We start from the raw sequence: 21,553 nt of genomic DNA, 5'->3' as shown, positions 1-21,553 counted from the left end.
GCACTTTCAAGGAGCGAATATGTGGTACAGGGAAGGTACTATCACATTTACAAAGGGAAGTGACACACTTGAGGGCACTGGTACGTTTTGGAACGTCACAGCCAATGGTGTATTGCCGGGTATGATTGTCATCGGACCCGATAACAGGCTGTACGAAATTAAGCGCGTGCTAAATGACACCCGCTTGACACTCATGGAGCAGTACACTGGTGAGACCCAGAATGAGGTCCCATGCCGGATCATCACTACCTATGAAGGCGATCTGACCCAGTTCAGCGCCCGCTTTACAGCATTGATGACCCGAATGTCAGCCGACTCGAAGACAATGAGAAGCTGGTTAACTGCCATTGATGAAGTGACACTCGAACGCGAGGATGGTACTGAGGTAACGGTTAAATCGCTCACCCAAATCGTCGATGAGCACAATGCCAACCAGCAATGGTACAGGGACAATACGGATGCAATCGATGCCGCAGGTGACAAAGCTAAACAGGCCGCCGCCAGCGCAGCGGCAGCTGCCAATAGCGCAAGCACTGCCGGAACAAAGGCGACTGAGGCCAGCAAAAGTGCCGCCGCAGCTGCTGCATCCGAAGGCGTTGCCAGTGAAGCCGCTAAGGGTGCAAAGACCTCCGAAACGAATGCAGAAAGCTATAAAGAGACTGCTGTAGCTTCAGCTGCCACCGCAACGGAGAAAGCCGCCGAAGCAGGGGCATCTGCTTCGAGTGCCTCTGCGTCCAAAAATGCCGCGAAAGCCTCAGAAACTAACGCTGCTGGCAGCGCTGTCTCTGCTGCGGATTCTGCGACCGCAGCATCAAATTCCGCCGCGGCTGCTGAGGTTTCTGAGAGCAATGCCGCCGCATCGGAAAACGCAGCAGCGGGTAGTGCAGCTGCCGCGCTGGCATCTCAGAACGCAGCCAAAACATCTGAAACAAACGCGGCGCAGAGCGCCGATGGGTCGGCCGCCAGCGCTGCCGCGGCTAAAGTATCTGAAACCAACGCCGCCGCCTCGGAAACAGCCGCCTCCGCGAGCAAAGTGGCTGCCGGTTTAAGCGCTGACGCGGCGGCGGGGAGCGCCACTACAGCTGGTGAATATGCTGATGCGGCAAAGGCCAGCAAAGATGCAGCCGCATCAAGTGCTGGTGAAGCGAAGAAGTCTGAGGCAAGCGCAGCCGCATCTGCGACCACCGCAACTGACGCGCTGGCAGGTATTGAAGCAAAGGCAACAGAAACCGCTGAGTCTGCCACACTTGCGTCCGCAAAAGCGACCGAGGCCTCGGCTTCGGCAACTGAGGCCAAAGCATCTCAAACGAAAGCGAAAGCGTCTGAGGACAAGGCATACGAATATGCGCAGAATGCGCAGTCCAGTATCGCCAGCGTGAAGTGGAAAGGTACGTCCGCCGAACTGGACTTGACCTCTGATACGCCCAAATGGGTAAAAGTCTCGCGTGCGCGTATGCCGCAAGCGACCAGCACTGTCTACATCGAAGTGATCGGTGGCGCTGGCTATGATGCCGATAGCCCAGGCCAGGCGGCGATGGCTGATATTGTTCTTCGCACAGCGGGGGGCGATCCCAAAGGTCTCAATGCTGTTGCCTATTTAACGCAGGACTCTGCTGTAAATAGTTTAGCCACCGTTAATACCGACGAAGAAAATTACGATATCTACATCCATGTGGGTGCGGGCGCTAAGAAGCTGATTGTGAACTTGCAATTCTCTGGTGCCGCAGTTGAGTCACTGGAGGTGATCGAGTCGGTTGACTCTTTGCCGGAAGGGGCAGTAGAGGGGACGATATACCAACGAGTATTATCAGACATTAATGGTGCTATTACAGGCTCATTGGTAGGTAATGCGAGTACCGCCACCGTACTTCAGACGGGACGTCGTATTGGCGGAGTGTTGTTCGATGGCAGCGAGGACATCGATCTTCCGGGAGTTAATGCGAAGGGGAATCAAAGTACAACAGGCAATGCCGCGACCGCCACTAAGCTGCAAACTGCACGTAAAATAGCAGGTGTAAATTTTGACGGCTCTTCTGACATTGATATTAGCCCGGCGAACATTAATGCGGCAGCAGCGGTAAGTGGTTGGCTGAACAGTGGCAGTGGCGCGGTCTTTACTACTGCTCAGTTCATTACCTGGCTTAATGAGCAAGGTGCTTTTGGATATAAATGTTGGATCGCGCGTTGCTCATGGTCTTATGCCAGCAATAACTATATTGACGATACAGGTTGCGGCAGGATTGATCTCACTGGTTCTGTTATTGAGGTATTCAGTAATGGGAACTCAAGTAACTACACGATCCGTGTCACCACGCCGACTACAACGGGTCATGGAGGGATGACTAACGCCGAATTTATTTACGTCAACAATGGTGACGTCTATGCTCCTAGTTGGCGTCGTTTATACAACACTCGCAATAAACCTACACCAACTGATATAGGCGCTTTGGCTTCAGGTGCCAATGCTGTCTCGGCGAGCAGACTCCAAACGCCCAGAGCAATTAACAACGTTGCGTTCGATGGCTCCGCAAATATTAGTATCCCTACTCTGATATCCCGTGGCCGCGTTACGGCTCTGAATGGAAGTGCGAAAGGCGCATTGCCAGGCATTCAGATGTATGAAGCCTATAGTAATGGGTATCCGACTACTTATGGCAACGTTCTTCATCTTAAGGGGGCTTCGGCTTCTGGCGAAGGCGAGTTATTGATTGGTTGGAGCGGAACCAGTGGCGCCCATGCTCCGGTTTACATCCGTTCTCGCCGTGATGCAGCTGACGCCAACTGGTCTGGTTGGGCGCAGATCTACACTACCGTCAATAAACCTTCGCCCGCAGATATTGGGGCTTTGCCGATAGCCGGTGGGGCGTTAACAGGGTCTATATCAACTCCAGGCTTATTGACCACTGGTGATATTACGTTTAGGAACCTCGTTAACAGACATATTCGATTTGAATATACCAAAAATGACGGAACAACGGCCGTTGATGGTTATATCTTTAAAGATGGAGTCGACCACTCCTCACGCCGGCCTGGTATCCGCATCAACTGTGGAACTCCTAATAAAGCCACGGGTAATACATCTTCTTCCGGTGATTTTGTTTTCGGTGAAGATGGATCGTTTACACTTCCTGGTGGCGGTATCATAAATCAAGACGGTTTGAACCCAAACGTATACTGCATGAGTGCATTAAGCACGACTGCTACAGGTTCCAAAAATTTCCTGAGGAAAATGCGTGGTGGCAATTCAGACACCATATGGCATGAAACTGTTCAGGGCGGCGTTTATCGTTTAGCAACAGGTAACAGCGACTCACAGGAAGAACTGCAAATTTCAACAGCACAATATGCACGTTTTCGTGGAGAGGTTCAGGTCTCGTCAATTAAAGGCGATGGGGGGCAATTCAGAGCAGTAGGCGGGAATTTTGGTTTCATTATTAGGAATGACGGCGGAAACACCTACTTTCTTCTGACTCCCTCAGGCAATGCATATGGTGGTTGGAATGGTCTTCGCCCGTTAACTATCAACAATGTTTCTGGACAAACTTCGGTATCCAATGGGCTGTCTGTTTCTGGTGGGGCCGTAATTAATGGTGCCTTGGGAATAGGTGTCGCTAACGGATTAGGTGGAAACTCTATTGTTTTGGGGGATAACGATACAGGTTTTAAACAAAACGGGGATGGTTTGTTGGATGTATACGCCAACAGTGCTCATGTGTTTCGGTTCATTAATGGAACATTGCAAAGCTATAAACCTCTTTCTGTATCTGGGGACATCACTTCGAGCGCTTGGGTGTATGCCAACCGTTTTGCTATCAATAGCGGTTCTGGTTCATGGATCAGCATGCGTGATCAGAACGTTATTTTTGGGCGCAATGCTGTATCAACCAGTTCGGCCCAAGCGCTGCTAAGGCAAGACCATGCGGACCGCAAATTCTTCGTTGGCGGCTTGGGAAACAGTCAGTTTGGTTTTTACATGATCAACAACTCACGTACCGCAAACGGCACGGATGCGAACGCATACCTCCAGAATGATGGTACTTGGGTTTGTGGAGGCAATGGCAGCTTCAATGACGTTTATATCCGCTCTGACCGTCGTAGCAAACGCAATATTCGCAAGATTGAACGAGCGCTCGACAAGCTGGATCGGATCGAAGGTGTTCTGTACGAGATTCAGGTCTGTGACCGTTATGAGCAGTCTGGTGGCCTCATCGCTCAGGACGTCCAGAATGTTCAGCCTGAACTGGTAACGGTTGACCATAACGATCAGTCTGGAGAGCCGCGTCTGCGTCTGAACTACAACGGCGTTATCGGTATGCTGGTTGAGGCCGTCAAGGAGCTGCGCAAGGAAGTGCGTGAACTGAAGGCGAGAATGTAATCAAGGCGATTGGTGGGGCTTTCCCACCAATCATCTATTTTCACATCGGATAAGGAGATTAGATGTGCCAATTGTCGGTGTTCCCGGTTGGATTGGGTCTTCGGCCGTAAGTGTGACAGGCCAGAGATGGATGAGCGCTGCTCGAACTGCGGTGCAATTGTCTGCTGCTGGTAACATGTCTCAGTTAGCAGGTCGCTCTATGGAAATTAATTACAGCATCGGTGCGAATAATAATTACAACAAAGACACACTGATCAACTATTTGAAATCCCAGGGTTCGACGCCAGTCGTTGTTACCATTACAGGGAATCTGGTGTCGTCCAGTAGCGGCGTTCCATGTTTGGATTTCCCAAGTTCGCTTACCAACTCTTATATCAGCCTTGTAATCAACGCGGGTGTAACTGTCTACGGTCGTGGCGGGAATGGTGGTGTTAAAGGTGGCGGTGCTGCCGGTGGCACTGCAATTAACAATGGGATTGGTACTCGTTTAAGAATAACCAATAACGGTGCTATTGCCGGTGGCGGTGGCGGTGGTGGCGGTAACTCAGCCGATGGTGGTATGGGGGGCGGCGGTCGCCCCTTTGGTGTTGCAAACACTACAAGGCCGCCAGCTTCAGGTTCGCGTGCGGCAACTTCTGGCACTTTAACCGCTGCCGGTATTGGCGCTCAATATTTAATCGGCACTACCGCTGTCCAATACACATGCGGTAGTGGAGGTAATGTGGGGGCTGCTGGTGCGGCTGCTACTGGACGATTGGGGACAATGTACGGAGGGGGCGCGGCGGGTAAGGCTGTCACGGGGAACGTGCCTACATGGACTAAAGTCGGTGCAATTTATGGTGCTCGTGTGTAAGTACTTACCTACCATGTAAGGGTCATTTGTGGTATAAAACAGCCATCCCGATTTGACGATTCATGGAGGAAATAATGTCGAACGAGATGGCAGGCGTAACGCCAGAGCAGGTAGAGCGCATTGCCGCTATCGTTGCGCGTGAAGTTGTCGGCAAATTAGGTAAGGAGTTACGTGAGGAAATTGGCCAGGAGGTCAACGACCAGCTCAAAACCTACTTTGGCGATATGACGCCTTCGCAACACAGCATTCAGCACTCCAACCTGGACAAACTACTTAATCGACTAGACGCCATCTCCAGCGGGTTCTTTGGCGGCATTATCTCAAAGATAACGTCGTTCCTGATTACCGCGCTGCTGCTGGGTCTGGCCGCTTATGGCGTGAAGAATGGACTGCAATAACAGGAGATCAAGGATGAAAACTCCGAGAGGCATTCGTAATAACAACCCTGGCAACCTCGACAAAGGTTCGCCGTGGCAGGGGTTAATTGACAACCCTGCCGAACCGCGTTTCTGCACGTTCAAAGATCCCGTATGGGGCATTCGAGCGCTGGCAGTAACGCTCATTACCTACCACGACAAGCGCCGCGCGAAGGATGGCTCCAGCATCGATACGATCCGCGAAGTCATCGAACGCTGGGCGCCTCCGCATGAAAACAACACCGTAGCTTACGTGAACGAGGTATCTAAAGCCGTTGGCGTGACCCCGGACATGATTATCGATCTGCACGACTACGACACTCTGCGTCCGCTGGTGGAGGCGATTATCCGTCATGAAAATGGCCTTGGCCCGCTCAAAACGCCGAACACCTGGTATGCGGCAGAAGTTATTGAGGAAGGTCTACGTCGCGCTGGTGTCGTTAAGCCGGTGAAAACCGTGAAGGCTGTTCCTGTAACCAAAGAAACTGCCGGTGCGACCGTTACGGCGGGAATTGGTCTGGCACAGCTGGCCGACGTCATGCCACAGGTCTCTGCGGCAATGGACAAGGCGCAGGGACACATCACCAGTGGTGATACGGTTCGGATCATCTTCGGTATCGCGACCATTGTGGTGGCTGGCTTTATCGCCTGGTCACAGGTGCGAAAACACCAGAACGGGATGGTCTGATATGACCGGCAGCCTATTTTCAAAGCTGAAGTTTCCTCTGATGACTCTGGCTGCCGTTCTTTTCGTGCTTGTCGGTGCTTATACGATGGGAGGTCGTGCGGCCCGGCAAGCAATCGAAGAGAAGGCCAGACAGGAGGACAGGAAAAGGCTTCAAAGCACAGTGGACGTCAAAAATGAGACACTTAATGAAGTGCGGCGGAAAGATGCTTCTGCTGTTCATCGCGAGCTGCATGATAAGTGGCTGCGTGATTAAAACCCAGACACCAGGCGTGTTGTTTTGCGACGGTGCTAATCCAATTTACGTCAGTAATGATGATTTCATGACCGAAGAGACCGAACGCGAGATCCTCTTCCACAACACGATGGGAGAGCGGTTATGCAACTGGCAGCCCGGACAAGCAGCGAGTTAGAAAAAGCCCCTCAATCGAGGGGCTTCTTTATTTTCCACCAAACAACTTCTCAATGCCTTTTGTGGGATAGAACAGCGAATTGGCGTTATCACCCGTAAGAGGGGTAAAGCCTAACTGCTTATAAAACCGCATCGCATTCTCATTTTTGGCGTCAACAAACAAAGCGTAGATCCCAACGGCCAGGGAAGCCCGGTATACCACTTTCATCGCATGTGCCACCAGCGTTTCCCCATACCCTTGTCGCTGGATACTTTTGTCTATTGCCAGACGACCGAGCGTAACGCTTGGGGCGTCGGAATAGGGGACTTTACGCTGTTGAGTGTTGGAAGGAAGCGTGTTTCTTGCAAAGCAGCTCCCGGACAACGTGTAAAACCCCATCACTTTCGGTATCGGATCTCTCGTCAGAAGCAGATATCCGCGTAATATACGCCCGCTGTGTTGCTGGGCGAGGCGATTGTTAAGAAAATCATTGAGAGACGTTTCTCCGCAGTCGAAGCATGAGAAATCATATACAGCCTCTTCTGAAAACATCTCAATGGTCAGGTTGGCCACGTCTTACTCCATGCTTTGTAGACGCTCGGCAGCTCGTTTCAGCCTATCATTCGGTGCAGGCGGGTTACTGATGGCATCCATCACTATATTCCATGACTCTTCGCTAAGAATCAGGCGACGATGTTGCTCTATCACTTCCGCAGCACGTTCAGAGGCACTGGCAACCATAAACTGAGTAATTGTCTGGTTGGTCATTGCCGCAGCTTCTTCGATCATGCTCTTGTCGTCGTCGGTTAATCTGAGATCGATGCGCTGTTTTTTCAGTGCTGACATGCTTGTACTCCTAGCCCCACGCCTTGACTCGCGAGGCATCTCTATAGTCGATTTTTCAGTTTTCAGTTTTCAGTTTTCAGTTTTCAGTTTTCAGTTTTCAGTTTTTCGATTTTCAGTTTTTCGCATTTAGTTTTGTAGACGGATTATGTCACTCTTTGTACGGCATCTTTCCGTACAAGAACTATAAAGCCAATCGAATAAACTTTCAACTGATTGTTTGTCCTGTGAGCCAACACCCGTACTGCCTATCATTTCACCTTTACACCGTAGCCGTAGGCATTTAGGCTATATCGCATATAAGAAAACAAGTTGTTTCATACGATAATAATTCACGCAAAGGGAACTCACCAATGACCAGGATCATTGTGGTTGGCGGCACAAAAGGCGGCCCAGGCAAATCTACCGTTGCCCAGCAAATTGCGGTATGCCTCAAAGTTAAAAAGAAAAAGAAGACTCACGTCACCGACATTGATATTCAGCGCACCACAACGAGCTGGTGCGAAGACCGTCGCCAGAACGAAGATCTTGAGCTAATCCCGTTCGCATACGTTCAGGACGACATCGTCAAACACATCAAATCGCTGAAGGGACGCTACGATTACGTCGTCATTGATGCGGGTGGTTTTGACTCCGAAATTCAGCGACAAGCGATGCTGCTGGCAGACTTCATCATTATCCCGCTTCGCCCTAAGCGTCGTGATTTGAAATCCCTGCGTGATATCGACCCGATTATCGACAACGTTCGCAACGTGAACGAGACTGTGAAGATCCGCGCGGTAGTGAACCAGTGTCCGTCACTGCCTTCCCAGGCGTCACGTATTCTGGCGGCGAAAGAAATTGTCGAGACATTCGGCATCGAGGCTGCGCCGGTTAACCTGTACAACCGTAACGTTTATGACGACGCGGAAGAGGCAGGTCGTTCTATATTTGAAATGACTGGCGCTGAACGCGATAAGAAGGCAGAAGCCGAGTTCGAAGAGTTTGTAGATTACATCATGAGTCTGGAGGAAGAATAATGTCCATGAGAATGGGAGACCTTGCAAAGCGCAAAGATCCGGAAGAACCGGTAAAAAGCAGCACCCCAATGCGCCAGCCAGTCAGACCGCAGGGGCGTCCGACTCGTGGGAAAGAGAAGATTAAGAGCCGCACAATGTCGCTGGAAGACGAGTACTTCGATCTGCTGGAGATGATGAAGTTCATCCCTCGTTTCGAGAAATTCACCCGTTCTGACGTGATTCGTGCAGCCATTTTCCATCTGGCAGAGAAGTCACCGCAGGAAATCGAGGACATCGTGAAACTGAACGAGGCGATCACCGCTGCCGACGTCACGATGCGCACCGATGAAATTAAGCGTGAGTTGATGAAGAAAGGTTGATATGGCTAAATTTTTGTCTAGACATTTAGGTTGGCTTATTGGCTTAGCGTTGGCCATATTAGCCGCAATTGTGTTTGGGAAAGTTATCGGCTTGCTAGGAATTTCAAACCAAGGGGTTATTTCTGTTGCAGGTTCAATGATTGGAATGATATGTAGCGGATTATACCGCAACACTTTAAAGTATATTAAATCCGAAGAATACAGATTAATAATACAAGAGTATAAAGAGAAACGTGACGAAAGTGTCAAGAAAGAGCGAGAAGAGTTAAAGAGGAAGACAATCGTCGAACTTTATCTCTTAAATGAAAAGAAAACCTTCAGCAAGGTTAAGCTTCTCTCTTTGGTGATGATATTTTTCGGCGCAGCGCTGAGCTACGTATTCGGCTATAGCTCAATCGTTACCATCACTGGAACTGTAGCCTTTGCTTTACTAGAGCTAAAAGAGAGAGTTTTGGCTTATCGTATAGCTAAAGGCTTTTTCGGTAATAATAGTACTGAAGCTATCCAGTTACTTAAATTTATTGAGACCAATATCGACAACATCGATACTGGTAGCAGTGGTGGCAAACGTAAGATATTGAATGACCCTGTTTTAGAAGAAATCCCAAATGAGAATTTGGGAAAGGGGGCTTTAGATGCCAGATAAAGATCTGACAAGTAGATATCTCAACAGAGCAATGGATATTTTGCTATTAGGCTATCCACTTAGAACTGTTTTTGGGTCGCTTATCGGCGCTCTACTGTGGGTCGTACTTCATATTTGTACACCATTCTTGCTTACCAAGGGCTTTGTTGTTGACTGGATATATAACGCTGGTTGTTTTGTTGTTGGCGTTTTGATCATGAATACCAAAACAATCATTGAAGTGTTCAATGGTGATGCAATCAGCGAGAAGTTTGGCAGTTCTTTGAGGCATATTGATAAGCGTCAAGATTTGTCGGATGAACAAAAGAGGCATTTAATTAACAAGTTATTGAGTGAGCATATAGCGAATCTCACTGACAACCAAGTCAAGGAAGTTGAACAAAGAGTTACAGATAAGTAAATTTAACTAATTCTATTAGAGCAGGTCGTTAATATTAATAACGACCTGCTTATTGGTTAAGATAATTATGTGTACCATTCTGTGTTGCAATATAAAATAGTGGATAAAAATGCTATACAAATACGTAGGGCATGAAGACCCAAACGAATTAATAAAAATTCTTAAATTCTTCATCGAAGATGGAACAATCCGAGCCACCCGGCCACACGACTTCAATGACCCTGCCGAATTCAAAGCCAAATTTAGTTTTGACGCCACGATACCGGAGAAGCGTGTTCGATACCATGAAATGTGGCCAGGCAAAAGCGACGATGACGGTGAGAACTGGTTAAGAGGGCGAACCAAAAATGCCGAAGAGTTTGACGCCTATATGCTGCGCGGAAATCTGCTTTTGAATACCGGTGTGATATGCCTCACCAGAACTGACACTAATTATCTGATGTGGTCGCATTACGCCAGATCTCACTCTGGATTTTGCATAGGGTTTGATGACGCTATTGTGGAAGCACTGGATGACCGACACACAGCGTTAATCGGTGATGTGGAGTACGTGAAATCGCCGCCTGAAGTGAACTTCTATACCGCTGATGTGTACGACATTATCAGAGCCATCTTTCTTCACAAGGGGGAGAACTGGAAGTACGAAGAAGAGTTCCGGATTATCTCTGAGCTGCCAGGGCTTAAGAAGTTCGACACCTCACTAATCAAAGAGATTTCTATCGGATGCAAACCCTATCCAGAGCTGGAAAGTTTTGCCCGCGAGCTGCTGGACAGCAATCTGGCCGTGTACAAAATGCTTTGCCCGACTGACTCGTACCAACTGAAGCGTGTGAAGCTTGACAAGAACCTTTCTTTTCAAGGTTACTAGTTTTGGCAGCTTCAATTAAGAACCTGCTTCTGTATATAAATACTAAGTTACTTATTATTATTTATACGGAAGCAGGTTTTTTCTATGCCAACTTCCCAGACACATTCCCTTACGTGTCCACTTCCAAAAACAGTCTCCAGTCGCTATGATTCGCCCATTATGATAAGTAAGTAACTACCTATCAGGCGGAGCACATGAGCCAGATCTTCTTTAACACTATTAACAACGACCAGTACGACTTCATGACCGAGTGGGACACCACAGTCATGGACAAGTGGGTGGCCGAGAATATTGGGCTGTCACGCTGCAAGGATGAGGCGGAGCTGTTCGAGACAAAGTGGTTTGATTACCGCGACATGCACCCGCTTATGGCCACATGCCTCTTCACTGAGGCATACAAGCGCCAGTACTCATACATCATGCTGTCGCATGGCCGAGAACACTATGAGACGGCCCAATTCACTACCGGTTTGAAACGTGTGCCGTATCAGGAGCTGTCGACGGCCAACAAAACGTCTCTCTGGAAAGCACGCCAGTTTGCCGACCAGTACTGCTGCTCTTATGACTACTTCATTTCTACCGTTCTTTCCGCAGCTGCACGCCGTCTGTGGGACAAATTACCTCGCCCCCAGCATCTCTGGCAGCCCGAGCTGATCGAGATATTCGAAGAGAAGTTAGCCAAACGCGCTGTAACCCGTCTGGATGACTCTCTGGTGAGTTTTAAGCATCTGGGAGACATGCAGCACGACCCGATTCAAGAACGCTATTTTGAGTGGGTTCTGGAGCGTCTGCGTGGCATTACCCGAGACAAACGTGTCCGCATCATCTTCTCCGCTGTCTGGTTGATGGAAATCGTGCCTGATCGTGTGATTTACGCGCACTTCCCGGAAGAACTGGAAGAAGCACGGCGATTCTGTTGATCCCCTATTTGGCTTTTTTAGTATTAGAAAACAAATTGTTTAAGCACCAAAGGAAAGCACATGACCGAACTTTGCCACACAGGACGAGGGTTGTCAGAAGAGTTCGATGACGACTTCCAGAACCGGCTCGCAGCCTATTTCTGTCGCGACCATGAGTTTCTGACTCGCGCCGGTGATCTGGTTGCGCCAAACCAGTTCTCCAATGCGGCCAACGCCATTCTGGTGAACATGGTGTCGGGCTACTACAGAATGTATAAGAGCGCACCGTCATCGTCGGCCATCCTCGACATGCTCAAACGCGCCAAACGCGATAAGACGATCCGCGAAGAGCTGTTCCCCGATGTTGTTGAGGCGTTTAAGCGGATTCTCGCTGAGAAGCTATCGGACACGGCGTACATGGTCGACCAGGTCGCGACGTTCGCCAAAAGCGTGGCGTTCGACGACGCGCTAATCAAAGCGGCTGAGATGAAGGAGAAGGGCGATTTCCAGGGCGCGATGGCAATCATGGCCAAAGTCCAGCAAATCGGCTCTAACGAAGCGACCGGCATCTACGATTACTTCTCTGAGTCAGCAGAGCGTTACAAGACGCGTGAGTACGAGGCATCCGACGATTACGTGCCAAACAGCATCACAACGGGTCTCCCCCTGCTCGATAAACTGCTTTACCAGAAAGGCTGGGCCAAGCGTGAAATGGTGCTGTTCATGGGCTTCGCGAAGTCTGGTAAATCGACGGCGATGGGTGAGTTCTCTGTCAACGCCACGCTTGCCGGTTACAACGTCCTGTATCTGTCGCTGGAAGTACACACCTCTATTCTGTCAGACCGTTTCGACGCCCGTCTGTCCGAGACGGAAATGTCCAAGCTGGTGGAGCGCCGCGACGACGTCCATCGCAAACTGGCGGAGCTGGGGGCGACGAAAGGGGTTGGGAGCTTGTGGATTGTTGAGCGGCCATCCGGAAGCGTATCGCCTGCAGATCTTGACCGTATGCTGGGTGGCATGAAGGCAAATGGCATGATCCCGGATATGGTGGTTGTCGATTATGCCGATCTGATGCGGCCGAGCTACGACCTCCGTGATGACCGGGCAAACATACGAAGCATTTACACCGATCTTCGTGCGCTGTACGACAAGCACAACGTTGCCGGCATCACCGCATCCCAGACAAACAGGGAAGGTGGGGCATCGGAAGTGGCGACCATGATGCACGCAGCAGACAACATCGAGAAGGTGCGTATCGCTGACCTGGTCATCACTATCAACAAAACGGAAGAGGAAGAAGCAAAAGGCGAGGCAAGACTCTACTTTGCTGGTTCACGTAACCAGAAGGGCGGGGTGAGCATCCGTGTCAAACAGAACCTGGAACAAATGCGGTTTATCGAAAGAATCATGGATGTTTTATAAAAAAAACAGGCGTGGAAAGTCTCTCCACGCCTTAATCCATCAGAGATTTAAGTTTTCTTTTGCCAAAACCACAAAAGAAAAACACATGAGCCTCTATGGTAAATAAAAACCGAGAGTAATCAAAATATTGCCTGAAAAAAGTAGGTTTAAACGTGAGCGACCTGAAAGAGTTACTGACCGAGCTGGATTTTGAACAATGGCTCGATACTGAAGGCGTTATCTATCGTCGCGGCGGAGTGAGTACGCGCGGGCGAGAAATTAACATCAAAGAGTGTCCGGTATGCGGCAGCTCAAACTGGAAAGTGTATTTCAACCTCTCTCATGGCGTAGGTAAATGTTTTGCGGGCGATCACCCCGAAGAGATTCAGTTTAACAAGCTGGTTTTTCTCAAGCACTACAGTGGCAAATCACGTCGGGATTTCGAAGCATACGTTCAGAATGCCTTAATCTCGCAGGGGTGGGCGCCGAAGAAAGAAGAAGTGGTGTTATCCAGTGGTGTTGAGCTTGAGGGGCCAGTTGCTCTTCCTCGCCACTATGAACTGCCTATCGATGGACGTCTTCCTGATTATCTCGTCAAGCGTCTCATAACGCCGGAAATGGCCCGATACTTCGACCTTCGTTATTGCGTGGAAGGTAAGCACGCGTATGTCGATCCCTACACCGACCAAGTGAAGGGGCAGGTGTTTGACATGCGTATTCTTATACCGGTTTACGATCTGGAAGGTGTGATGAAGACATTCCAGGGGCGTGATGTCACCGGCACAGCAGAACGTCGCTACCTTTTCCCCATGCAGCTACCAGCCTCCGGAAAGTTTCTCTACAACGGCCATAACGCGGTCGGAAAGCAGACGGTCGTCGTATGTGAAGGTGCGTTTGATGTCATGGGAGTCAAGCGCGCCATATTCGAAGAAGAGACGTTGCGAGAGTACGTCGAGCCAATAGGTACGTTCGGGATGCACTTATCCGGAAATACAACGGGAGATGCAGAAGACCAGCTGGGCGCGTTCCTGACATTGAAGGCCCGTGGCCTGCGCAACGTCATTATGATGTGGGATAGCGAAAAGCAAGCGATCCGCAACACGATGTCGGCGGCCAGACGGATCGCCAGTCTGGGCATCAATGTTAAAGTCGCCTGCTTGGGAGAGGAAGGACTTGACCCGGGCGACGCGACGCCAGAGCAAATCCTCAAGGCTTATTATCGTGCTAAACCATATACCAAACAGCTTGAATTGTTAGCCAAAATTAAAGGCATAGCAGCATTACTTTGAGTTAACTTCGGAAATGTAGACGTTCACAGAGAACGTCTTTACCTCAGTTTTGAAGTTGTCTGTCATAACCGCAAGGTAGGCATTATTGCTTTCATTGAATCGCTTCAAAATAACCTGGACATTGTCTGTGCAGACAAAGGATGTTGCCTGATTTCCTGCATTGTCTGTATTATCTTGTAGAAAGTTACAGTCAATTTTTCCATTATTAGCTTTGAAGGTGGCAACGTCACTCTGCCAAGTAAATGTCGCATTTACACCTTTATCTATTGATTTTGCAATAAGACGCTTGCTATCAATTTTATTCTTTGGTTGTTTTACAGACGTGCGAAAATAACCTAGTCTCTTCATATCATTAAGTGAATCGCAGCCAATTTTTTCGCCTTTGTCACAAGATGTCTGATAAAGTTCACTTGCTTTTTGGTAGTCTTTTTTTACGCCCAATCCGTTTAAATACAAATATCCTAAGTTTGACAAAGCCGCCTCACTGCCTTTATCTGCCGCCTTTTCTAAGTATGAGCGGGCAAGAGAATAATTCTTTTGAGTGCCTTCACCATGAATGTACATATAACCAAGATTTGACATACCCATAGGATCTCCAAGATCTGCTGCCTTTTTGTACCATTTAATGGCTTCAGCATCATCTCGTTTTGTTCCAATCCCTTCATCATACAATGAGGCCAGGCTCGTAATAGCTTTTACATAGTTTTTATCAGCCGCTTTTTTATACAATTCAAAAGTCTTCTTAGTATTCTTAGGGACTCCGTTTCCAGACAGATATTTCGCACCTAAATAATACATAGACTCTGGACTGCCGGCAGCCACAGCAAGTTTATAGTATTTAATAGCTAAAGCAGAGTCCGGGTTACCTACCAGGCCTTTTTCATAAAAAACTGCAAGATTATTGTAGGCAGCACCTTCTACCGCATTGTCAGCAATTTTATATAACTGTTCAGCCCTACGGTAATCCTTGTTGACGCCATATCCAAATGTATACATTAATGCGAGGGCGTGAGAGGCTGGCTTATCTCCTTTTTCCACTGCTGATGTGAGCCATTTTTTTGCTTGAGGATAGTTCTTTTCGAAGCCGTTTATGCCTTTTAGATAGTTTACCCCTAAATCACGCTGCGAAATGATATCTCCACCTGCGGCAGATTCAATAAGTCTCTGATTTTCATTAGCTACCGCCGAACCAGAATTTAGAAACAGTGACAATGCGAGTAGTGCTGTTGAGTTGATGAATTTCATATCGTTTCGTGTTTAACCAAGTGAATGTCGTGTGGTAGTCAAAGGTGCGTTTGTAGTTAGAGAGGTTACTTCAATTCGGTGAGCCTGTCAGTGTCAGTCTTCAAAGCGAGAGAGCGCCTACATTAATAAGTAGATACATACTTATGTTTCTGTAAGAATAAGCGCATTGTTGAGTGAGGAATACCGATGAAAGAAGACATTCAAAAATCCGTGACAGAGATGATTGATAAATCGGGCGTGGAAATCGACGCTGACGAACGCCAGAAAATTGTTGGTGAAGCCATCGATGCGGCGTTGGAGCATATTGCACAGGTACTGAAGACTGTATCGCTTGCAGAAGGTTCTTCTTACATGCGGGTATGGATTCGCTTTGGAGAGTCCCCTGAATTACCGGGCATTAAACAGAAGCGTGCTGCGTTGGTGGCTTTCATGAAGAAGGGTGAGAATGGCTCGATGGAGATACGTACCGGCGCCTGGTACGACGGCCGTATCGTCTTCACGAATTATGCCCAATGCCTGCATGGTGAAGATCTTCTTAGTGTCGTAGACATCACCCTAAGAGCGATCAAAAACAGAGCGGAAACTGAAGAGGACACAGCCTGCGCCGCATTCCTAAGCATCATCGAATTGCCTGAAGTAATGGAACGTTCTTCTGAGCTGAAGACCCCGCCTGGTCTGCTGGATTTAGTTGTAAATGCTGACACCAAGAAGGCGGTGCAGCGTGTTCGTGAGGTTGAATACGGCATCATCTGCGATATGTGCCGCAGCGACTTAGACCTGGTGCGCATCATTGTCGATGCGGGTCAGGCATGTGATGGTGTGCTCGCCAGTTTTGCAGGGCAGGTGGCACGCCTGGCCAACGAGCTGCCGATGATTAAACAGGAGGCAAAATCCTACGCCGTCCACCATGCCAACGATTTACTGGAGCCATACCGGTTCGAAGCCGCTCAGGACAAAATGACTGGCTGGGCGACCTGGTAAGCCTCGAAAAACCATTTAGCCCCCTGGTGGGGCTTATTTAAACTGCGCTCAATAAGTAAGTACACGACTACGGTTAGAAGCATGTCCACAAGAACAGATTTGTCGAAAATCCCGTCTATCTCCGGAAACAACGGTTATTCGCTGCGCTGCCCGGAAGTGAAGATCAACGGCCATGAGGCCCATTGCAGCTATACAGTCTGCCAGCACACCATCCTCGCCTACAAAGAGAAGCGTCTCCCGGCTACATCTTTCCAGTCCTGCGCTGCGGCCATTGCTGCTGGAAAATGCCAGGCGCTGAAGATGATGGTCGAAGAGATCCGCAAAGGCGAACAGCTCTACTTCATCGATATGACTGCGCTTATCAAAGAAGTGGAAGAGCAAAACGACCACGCCAGAACGCTTACCCGGAAGCGCAACACCATGACGATTAACAGTCTGGTTAAACGCACGAAGAAAACAGAACCAGCCAAACCCGAAACCACGTCCACCGATTCACTGGCGCCCGTCACTGACGTGTACGCGGCACTCATTGAAGAAGCAACCAAAGAAAACACATGAAAACTCCCGAGCGACCGATGGAGGTTAAACACTAATGGAAAAACTGATCGCCCTAAAGCACAAGCTGGATGCCATAAAAACGATGGGAACCAACGCCAAGAAAGAGGCGCTGGCCAACCTTGATGAATTTGAGCAGAGCATGGTCTCGCTAATGCTCAACCCATTCATTCGATTCGGTGTGAAGAAGTACACAGTGGCCGAGCCACTCGATACTTCTGTACCCAGCGACCAGAAGGTAGTCGAGCTGCTGGAGAAGCTGGCGGCGCGCGAACTGACCGGGAACGCGGCCATTACTGCTGTCGAATCACTAGTTGCCTCAATGTGCGCTGACGGGCAGGACGTGTTTCGTCGCTTCCTGCTGAAAGATCCGAAAGCCGGCGTCGGCATTAGCCTGTGCAACAAGGTGTTCGAAAACCCAATTCCGAAGTTTGAGGTACAGCTGGCGTCTCCGTACAAGGAGAAAGGCGACAAATACCCATTTAAACCAAACCCAAAGGCCAAGTGGCCAATGATCGGCAGCCTCAAACTCGATGGTCTCCGGGTTATCTGCGAAGTCATCGTTGACGAGGAAGAGGTGAACTTCCTGACGCGTACCGGCAATCCGATTACGTCACTCGATCACCTTAAACCGGCCATGCTGGAGCGAGGCAGACTCTCCGGTTTCAAGCACATCTTTTTCGATGGCGAGGGTACTGCAGGTACGTTCAACCAGTCCGTGTCGGCGCTTCGCAAGAAGAACGTGACAGCCATTGGTGCCGTTTACCACATCTTCGATTTCTTCTTACCGGAGTGGCGTGCTCAGGCAAAAAGCAAAGAGTACCTGAAGACCGGCATGAAGCTGAAAGAGCGCCTGGCTATGCTGGTGGCGTTATTCCGCAACACTTGCGGGGAAGATTACGCGCAAGATATCCACCTGCATCCGTTCTACATCATCCATAGCCATGAAGACTTTATCGAACGCTTCATGAAGCGCCTGGACGAGAACGAAGAGGGGGAGATGGGCAAAGATCCGGATTCTGTTTACGAGTTCAAGCGTACCCGCAGTTGGTGGAAGCTGAAAGACGAGGATTCCGAAGACGGTGAAATCATCGACTTCGAGCCAGGCGACCCGGACTCTGGCTTTGCGCATACGCTGGGCAAGATAGTGATTCGTCTGGAGAACGGCGTCATCGTTCGTGCCAGCGGTATCAAGCATAAGTACCTGGATGAAATCTGGAACAATCAGGAGAAGTATCGTGGACGCATCGTCGAGGTTCACTGCCATGAGAAAACGCCAGACGGTAGCTTACGCCACCCACGTCTGAAGTGGCCGAAATGTCTGCGAGATACCGAAGACCGTATTGGAGATAAAGACTGATGCTCGGCTGGATGATTGTATTTTTGGTCGTCGGCATTGTTATCGGCAGTCTGGTTACGTCCAGCTGCATCAACGATTACGTAAAAGCCGGTGTCATGCAGAGGCGCGGCCGCATTTACCGCATTGTAGATATCACGTACACACTGAAGGAGATTAAGGATGATCATGTTAAGTAAACGGGAGAAAGAAACTCTGCGTGAAATCAGCCAGTGGAAACAGTTCTACGCCAACTGGAAGCCAAAGACCCGCGCCAAACTGGAACGTATGAATCTTGTCGCTAACGTTTCGCCAAAGGGATGTGTGGAGAACTATCAGCTCACTGAAAAAGGACACTCACTGTTGGAGCAATTGACTGAGGCGGGAGCGTTCTGATGATTCCATACATCCTGTTATCTTTTGCTGGGGGCGTGGCCCTCGGCTTCAGTATCTGTCGCGGTCTGGTCAGGCAGGAACTGAAAACCAAAACGCTTCGCATCTGTAAGCGGCTGTATCGGGTTGTTCACGAGACGGGAGTGCGGAAATGAGCAATTTGACCTCTTTCGACTGGTGGCTGGCAACCTACCTTGTAGCGGCCGGCTTCGGATATGCCTTTTACATTGGTCAGTTAATCGTAAAGCTACTGCTGATCAGATTTGCCAGCCATAAACGCATAGACGACGGTCTGTGGCGCCTGGGTTCTCTGCTGGAGACTCACTACGGCGAACTGAAGGAGAATGAAACTATCACTATTCAAGCGAAGCGTTTTACGGCCATCATCACGAGAACGCCGGAACAGAAGGTGAGTTTGATCAAAAAGATAGCAACTGAACGAGTAACAGAAAAATAAGTATTTACTTACTTATCTATTATGTATAAGATTCATTTGTTTTCGTTGAGACGCGACTGTTTGAACGTTAAATATAACTGCAAACGAAGATACGTACCTGGCAGTAGCCTAAGAAGCCAAACACCAGCGAGGTCAGTTTCCAGCCTCGTCACCGAAATGGGACACACTGAGCGAGTGTGATTGCAGAACGCAGGATAGGGCATGTTGCACCACCCATGCCCTATTCGATGAAGTAACAGGATGGGCGGTTGGTTTCCTCATTCCATTCCATCATCCCGGTTTCAGCCAGCTGACCGTCCATCCTGTTACGTCATTTCCATTACTTATGTCGTTTAATCTTGGGTTAAAAGCGGCGACGTAACCCGGCTGGCTTGGTTAGCCAGCGCACAACGTTGAGGTCACTGTTTTTTCTTTTAATCATACAGGTGATTCCACAGAGCTGTAGTGACTGATCAATATGTTGGGTCGAACATAAATCGGTTCAGTGGCCTCAACGTTGTGAAAGCAGGATTCTTTAACCCTCTGGTGAAATCATTGTTGCCTATGTAGCCCCTGGTTTCACAACATGGATGATTCCATACATCCAATAAGATCGAAGAGTCTGGCGGCCATCAACCGCCGAGAAGGATTCCAGATCTTCGCTCTATGTGAGCGAGCCACAAGCCTCGTCTGGCACTAACGTAAAGTGCAAGTTGCGGGAAAGTTCTTGGTTGCCTGGTTGTCCATGAACAAGTACCGCCGCGAAAAATGATGGTGTAGCTCAGTGGTAGAGCGGTTGACTGTTAATCAACTGGTCGGTGGTTCGAGTCCACCCACCATCGCCAACATAGCGCTGAACGGTTTGGAGTTCGCCACCACCGTCCGAACGGAAAGACTCCGCAAATGTCGCCAGACCGTTCAGCGCTGTGATAGACACGGCAGACGTTCTTAACCATTGCTTCTTAGCATTGTACCAACACTTTTTAGCGCAAAAATCAAAGGGGCTTCGGCCCCTTTTTTGCTGGGTTGACTCCAGAATATTTCCACGTATGGTTTTACCACCTTTGGGCCTTCATTTAGCAACGGCAGCATTAGACTGCCTGCATGTGGGTGATAGGATGTGGCAGTAAAACATGGAGATAAGCCAATGAAAAAGCGCAACCTCAATATTCTTGCATCTCTGGTGATCGCGCTCGCTCTGACGGGATGTAACGAGTCTGAAGTAGATAAAATCACGCTGATAGGCCAAGACAAAAAGGCTCTTGAGAGCCAGTACAAAACCCTCTTTGAAAAACGAACACCAAACATCGAAGCCTTCGCTCTGTTCGATAAAACTGCGTCTGAAGGCAAGGAGCCGCATACCACTGGTGGATTAATTGACGGCAAAGTTGAGTCGAGCATGACTACTAACGTCGGCAAATATACCTTCATGCAGCTCGACGAAATGCTTACTAAAGAATACGGTAAGCCAGTTGCCACCAAAGACCAGGTATTTGATGAGACAGCCTTGAATGGACTGGAATGCGCCAAGACAATGTCATGTGCAGCGGGAAAGTATTATGAGGTATTCCGCGGTAAAGAGCGCCTGATCATGATGATCAACGGTGCCGGTTTCATGAATAAAGATGAGGGCGTAACGTTACTTACCTTTACCGACAAACACTTAAAAACGGCGCGTCTGGAAGAAGACAAACGCCACTAACAAATAACTCTAAGACTATTTATACAGCGAGGCAGTTTTGGGAAATCGAGACAATTTCAGTGCCAATGTAAAAAGAACGCTGGCAAACAGAGTTGGTCATAGATGCTCATTTTTTGGTTGCAACCAAGTTACTACTGGGCCTGATATCTCCAACCCTATGGGTGCAATTAATAGTGGCATTGCGGCGCACATCACGGCAGCTGCGGAGGGTGGCCCTCGTTATGACAAGTCACTCACACCGCAGCAACGAAGTGATATATCAAATGGTATTTGGATGTGCGAGTATCACGCAGGGTTAATTGATTCGCATGACCCAGCTTATTCTGCCCCTCTTCTTCATTCATGGAAGGTTCAGGCAGAGGCTCTGACCTGCTCCCCGTTGATTAGTACACCCCGATGTTAGTAATGTCTTCATAAGCCACATGAGGACATCCCCATGAAGAAGCGTTTTTCCGACGAA

At 49.1% G+C, this 21,553-nt stretch carries 23 protein-coding genes and 1 tRNA gene; 21 read left to right on the top strand and 3 right to left on the bottom strand.

Going from position 1 to position 21,553, the window contains the following annotated elements:
* The first annotated feature begins 19 nt into the window (after window positions 1-19).
* The 5 genes from ACOTZF_RS17620 (at window position 20) to ACOTZF_RS17600 (ending at window position 6,585) form a co-directional block, all read left to right on the top strand.
* Window positions 20-4,375 carry a tail fiber domain-containing protein gene (locus tag ACOTZF_RS17620; protein WP_421636134.1) on the top strand — a complete coding sequence of 1,452 codons (4,356 nt, stop codon included), beginning with the start codon at window positions 20-22 and terminating at the stop codon, window positions 4,373-4,375.
* A 64-nt stretch (window positions 4,376-4,439) separates the two neighbouring features.
* On the top strand, window positions 4,440-5,228 hold the full coding sequence (locus ACOTZF_RS17615; RefSeq protein ID WP_421636133.1) for a receptor-recognizing protein: 789 nt from the start codon (window positions 4,440-4,442) through the stop codon (window positions 5,226-5,228).
* 74 nt (window positions 5,229-5,302) lie between these two features.
* Window positions 5,303-5,626 (top strand): hypothetical protein, encoded by a 324-nt coding sequence (locus ACOTZF_RS17610; protein WP_000064173.1) that lies wholly within the window; start codon window positions 5,303-5,305, stop codon window positions 5,624-5,626.
* A gap of 13 nt (window positions 5,627-5,639) precedes the next feature.
* Window positions 5,640-6,332: a hypothetical protein gene (locus tag ACOTZF_RS17605; protein ID WP_421636132.1), complete on the top strand. Its 693-nt coding sequence runs from the start codon at window positions 5,640-5,642 to the stop codon at window positions 6,330-6,332.
* Between the two features lies 1 nt (window position 6,333).
* Complete coding sequence (locus ACOTZF_RS17600; protein ID WP_421636131.1) at window positions 6,334-6,585, top strand: hypothetical protein; 252 nt, start codon at window positions 6,334-6,336, stop codon at window positions 6,583-6,585.
* 184 nt (window positions 6,586-6,769) lie between these two features.
* Here the strand turns inward: ACOTZF_RS17600 and ACOTZF_RS17595 are convergent, their stop codons facing one another.
* On the bottom strand, window positions 6,770-7,294 hold the full coding sequence (locus ACOTZF_RS17595) for a GNAT family N-acetyltransferase (protein ID WP_006812498.1): 525 nt from the start codon (window positions 7,292-7,294) through the stop codon (window positions 6,770-6,772).
* A 3-nt stretch (window positions 7,295-7,297) separates the two neighbouring features.
* Window positions 7,298-7,567, bottom strand: a complete 270-nt coding sequence (locus ACOTZF_RS17590; protein WP_006812497.1) for a DUF1778 domain-containing protein — start codon at window positions 7,565-7,567, stop codon at window positions 7,298-7,300.
* Window positions 7,568-7,917: 350 nt separating this feature from the next.
* Here ACOTZF_RS17590 and ACOTZF_RS17585 point away from each other — a divergent pair, with 350 nt between their 5' ends.
* The 8 genes from ACOTZF_RS17585 to ACOTZF_RS17550 all read left to right on the top strand — a co-directional run bounded on the left by ACOTZF_RS17585 (window position 7,918) and on the right by ACOTZF_RS17550 (window position 14,445).
* On the top strand, window positions 7,918-8,583 hold the full coding sequence (locus ACOTZF_RS17585; protein WP_023315962.1) for an AAA family ATPase: 666 nt from the start codon (window positions 7,918-7,920) through the stop codon (window positions 8,581-8,583).
* 5 nt (window positions 8,584-8,588) lie between these two features.
* Window positions 8,589-8,942 (top strand): hypothetical protein, encoded by a 354-nt coding sequence (locus tag ACOTZF_RS17580; RefSeq protein WP_160859104.1) that lies wholly within the window; start codon window positions 8,589-8,591, stop codon window positions 8,940-8,942.
* Window position 8,943: 1 nt separating this feature from the next.
* On the top strand, window positions 8,944-9,588 hold the full coding sequence (locus ACOTZF_RS17575) for a hypothetical protein (protein ID WP_421636130.1): 645 nt from the start codon (window positions 8,944-8,946) through the stop codon (window positions 9,586-9,588).
* A complete protein-coding gene (locus ACOTZF_RS17570; protein WP_060458854.1) occupies window positions 9,578-9,988 on the top strand; it encodes a hypothetical protein in 411 nt (136 codons plus the stop codon). Before ACOTZF_RS17575 ends, ACOTZF_RS17570 begins: the two co-directional genes overlap by 11 nt.
* Before the next feature lie 109 nt (window positions 9,989-10,097).
* Window positions 10,098-10,856 (top strand): DUF2971 domain-containing protein, encoded by a 759-nt coding sequence (locus ACOTZF_RS17565; RefSeq protein WP_060458855.1) that lies wholly within the window; start codon window positions 10,098-10,100, stop codon window positions 10,854-10,856.
* A gap of 194 nt (window positions 10,857-11,050) precedes the next feature.
* Window positions 11,051-11,776, top strand: a complete 726-nt coding sequence (locus ACOTZF_RS17560; RefSeq protein WP_421636129.1) for a hypothetical protein — start codon at window positions 11,051-11,053, stop codon at window positions 11,774-11,776.
* A gap of 60 nt (window positions 11,777-11,836) precedes the next feature.
* On the top strand, window positions 11,837-13,177 hold the full coding sequence (locus tag ACOTZF_RS17555) for a DnaB-like helicase C-terminal domain-containing protein (protein ID WP_029463883.1): 1,341 nt from the start codon (window positions 11,837-11,839) through the stop codon (window positions 13,175-13,177).
* 152 nt (window positions 13,178-13,329) lie between these two features.
* Window positions 13,330-14,445: a DNA primase gene (locus ACOTZF_RS17550; protein ID WP_421636128.1), complete on the top strand. Its 1,116-nt coding sequence runs from the start codon at window positions 13,330-13,332 to the stop codon at window positions 14,443-14,445.
* Here ACOTZF_RS17550 and ACOTZF_RS17545 read toward each other — a convergent pair.
* Complete coding sequence (locus tag ACOTZF_RS17545) at window positions 14,437-15,690, bottom strand: tetratricopeptide repeat protein (protein ID WP_421636127.1); 1,254 nt, start codon at window positions 15,688-15,690, stop codon at window positions 14,437-14,439. The genes ACOTZF_RS17550 and ACOTZF_RS17545 overlap by 9 nt on opposite strands.
* Window positions 15,691-15,876: 186 nt before the next feature.
* Between ACOTZF_RS17545 and ACOTZF_RS17540 the strand changes: the two genes are divergently transcribed.
* From ACOTZF_RS17540 to ACOTZF_RS17505, 8 genes are all read left to right on the top strand, one after another.
* On the top strand, window positions 15,877-16,671 hold the full coding sequence (locus ACOTZF_RS17540; RefSeq protein WP_421636126.1) for a hypothetical protein: 795 nt from the start codon (window positions 15,877-15,879) through the stop codon (window positions 16,669-16,671).
* 81 nt (window positions 16,672-16,752) lie between these two features.
* Window positions 16,753-17,229: a hypothetical protein gene (locus ACOTZF_RS17535; RefSeq protein WP_072105575.1), complete on the top strand. Its 477-nt coding sequence runs from the start codon at window positions 16,753-16,755 to the stop codon at window positions 17,227-17,229.
* 34 nt (window positions 17,230-17,263) lie between these two features.
* The gene (locus tag ACOTZF_RS17530) at window positions 17,264-18,586 is read left to right on the top strand and encodes a DNA ligase (RefSeq protein WP_421636125.1); all 1,323 of its coding nucleotides are present in this window, start codon (window positions 17,264-17,266) and stop codon (window positions 18,584-18,586) included.
* Entirely contained in the window at window positions 18,586-18,762 is a 177-nt protein-coding gene (locus ACOTZF_RS17525) for a hypothetical protein (protein ID WP_023180936.1), read from the top strand. The genes ACOTZF_RS17530 and ACOTZF_RS17525 overlap by 1 nt, the downstream gene beginning before the upstream one ends.
* The gene (locus ACOTZF_RS17520; protein WP_421636124.1) at window positions 18,746-18,958 is read left to right on the top strand and encodes a hypothetical protein; all 213 of its coding nucleotides are present in this window, start codon (window positions 18,746-18,748) and stop codon (window positions 18,956-18,958) included. The genes ACOTZF_RS17525 and ACOTZF_RS17520 overlap by 17 nt, the downstream gene beginning before the upstream one ends.
* A 148-nt stretch (window positions 18,959-19,106) precedes the next feature.
* Window positions 19,107-19,412, top strand: coding sequence for a hypothetical protein (locus ACOTZF_RS17515; RefSeq protein WP_004110169.1), 306 nt, complete (start codon window positions 19,107-19,109; stop codon window positions 19,410-19,412).
* Window positions 19,413-20,161: 749 nt separating this feature from the next.
* Window positions 20,162-20,236 (top strand) — tRNA-Asn (locus ACOTZF_RS17510).
* A 302-nt stretch (window positions 20,237-20,538) separates the two neighbouring features.
* Entirely contained in the window at window positions 20,539-21,093 is a 555-nt protein-coding gene (locus tag ACOTZF_RS17505) for a hypothetical protein (protein WP_284953669.1), read from the top strand.
* Window positions 21,094-21,553: the final 460 nt, after the last annotated feature.

It is taken from the genome of Enterobacter cloacae complex sp. SHL021 (genome assembly GCF_049237765.1).
Classification (GTDB): Bacteria; Pseudomonadota; Gammaproteobacteria; order Enterobacterales; family Enterobacteriaceae; genus Enterobacter; species Enterobacter cloacae.
Note: the sequence above shows the minus strand (reverse complement) of the source record. Positions and strands in the feature narration are given on the sequence as shown.

Bases quoted from the DNA above. Each gene is read 5' to 3' on its own strand.
- ACOTZF_RS17620 (WP_421636134.1), top strand. From the start codon at position 20: ATGTGGTACAGGGAAGGTACTATCACATTTACAAAGGGAAGTGACACA.
- ACOTZF_RS17610 (WP_000064173.1), top strand. From the start codon at position 5,303: ATGTCGAACGAGATGGCAGGCGTAACGCCAGAGCAGGTAGAGCGCATT.
- ACOTZF_RS17605 (WP_421636132.1), top strand. From the start codon at position 5,640: ATGAAAACTCCGAGAGGCATTCGTAATAACAACCCTGGCAACCTCGAC.
- ACOTZF_RS17600 (WP_421636131.1), top strand. From the start codon at position 6,334: ATGACCGGCAGCCTATTTTCAAAGCTGAAGTTTCCTCTGATGACTCTG.
- ACOTZF_RS17590 (WP_006812497.1), bottom strand. From the start codon at position 7,567: ATGTCAGCACTGAAAAAACAGCGCATCGATCTCAGATTAACCGACGAC.
- ACOTZF_RS17585 (WP_023315962.1), top strand. From the start codon at position 7,918: ATGACCAGGATCATTGTGGTTGGCGGCACAAAAGGCGGCCCAGGCAAA.
- ACOTZF_RS17580 (WP_160859104.1), top strand. From the start codon at position 8,589: ATGAGAATGGGAGACCTTGCAAAGCGCAAAGATCCGGAAGAACCGGTA.
- ACOTZF_RS17575 (WP_421636130.1), top strand. From the start codon at position 8,944: ATGGCTAAATTTTTGTCTAGACATTTAGGTTGGCTTATTGGCTTAGCG.
- ACOTZF_RS17570 (WP_060458854.1), top strand. From the start codon at position 9,578: ATGCCAGATAAAGATCTGACAAGTAGATATCTCAACAGAGCAATGGAT.
- ACOTZF_RS17565 (WP_060458855.1), top strand. From the start codon at position 10,098: ATGCTATACAAATACGTAGGGCATGAAGACCCAAACGAATTAATAAAA.
- ACOTZF_RS17560 (WP_421636129.1), top strand. From the start codon at position 11,051: ATGAGCCAGATCTTCTTTAACACTATTAACAACGACCAGTACGACTTC.
- ACOTZF_RS17555 (WP_029463883.1), top strand. From the start codon at position 11,837: ATGACCGAACTTTGCCACACAGGACGAGGGTTGTCAGAAGAGTTCGAT.
- ACOTZF_RS17545 (WP_421636127.1), bottom strand. From the start codon at position 15,690: ATGAAATTCATCAACTCAACAGCACTACTCGCATTGTCACTGTTTCTA.
- ACOTZF_RS17540 (WP_421636126.1), top strand. From the start codon at position 15,877: ATGAAAGAAGACATTCAAAAATCCGTGACAGAGATGATTGATAAATCG.
- ACOTZF_RS17535 (WP_072105575.1), top strand. From the start codon at position 16,753: ATGTCCACAAGAACAGATTTGTCGAAAATCCCGTCTATCTCCGGAAAC.
- ACOTZF_RS17530 (WP_421636125.1), top strand. From the start codon at position 17,264: ATGGAAAAACTGATCGCCCTAAAGCACAAGCTGGATGCCATAAAAACG.
- ACOTZF_RS17525 (WP_023180936.1), top strand. From the start codon at position 18,586: ATGCTCGGCTGGATGATTGTATTTTTGGTCGTCGGCATTGTTATCGGC.
- ACOTZF_RS17520 (WP_421636124.1), top strand. From the start codon at position 18,746: ATGATCATGTTAAGTAAACGGGAGAAAGAAACTCTGCGTGAAATCAGC.
- ACOTZF_RS17515 (WP_004110169.1), top strand. From the start codon at position 19,107: ATGAGCAATTTGACCTCTTTCGACTGGTGGCTGGCAACCTACCTTGTA.
- ACOTZF_RS17505 (WP_284953669.1), top strand. From the start codon at position 20,539: ATGAAAAAGCGCAACCTCAATATTCTTGCATCTCTGGTGATCGCGCTC.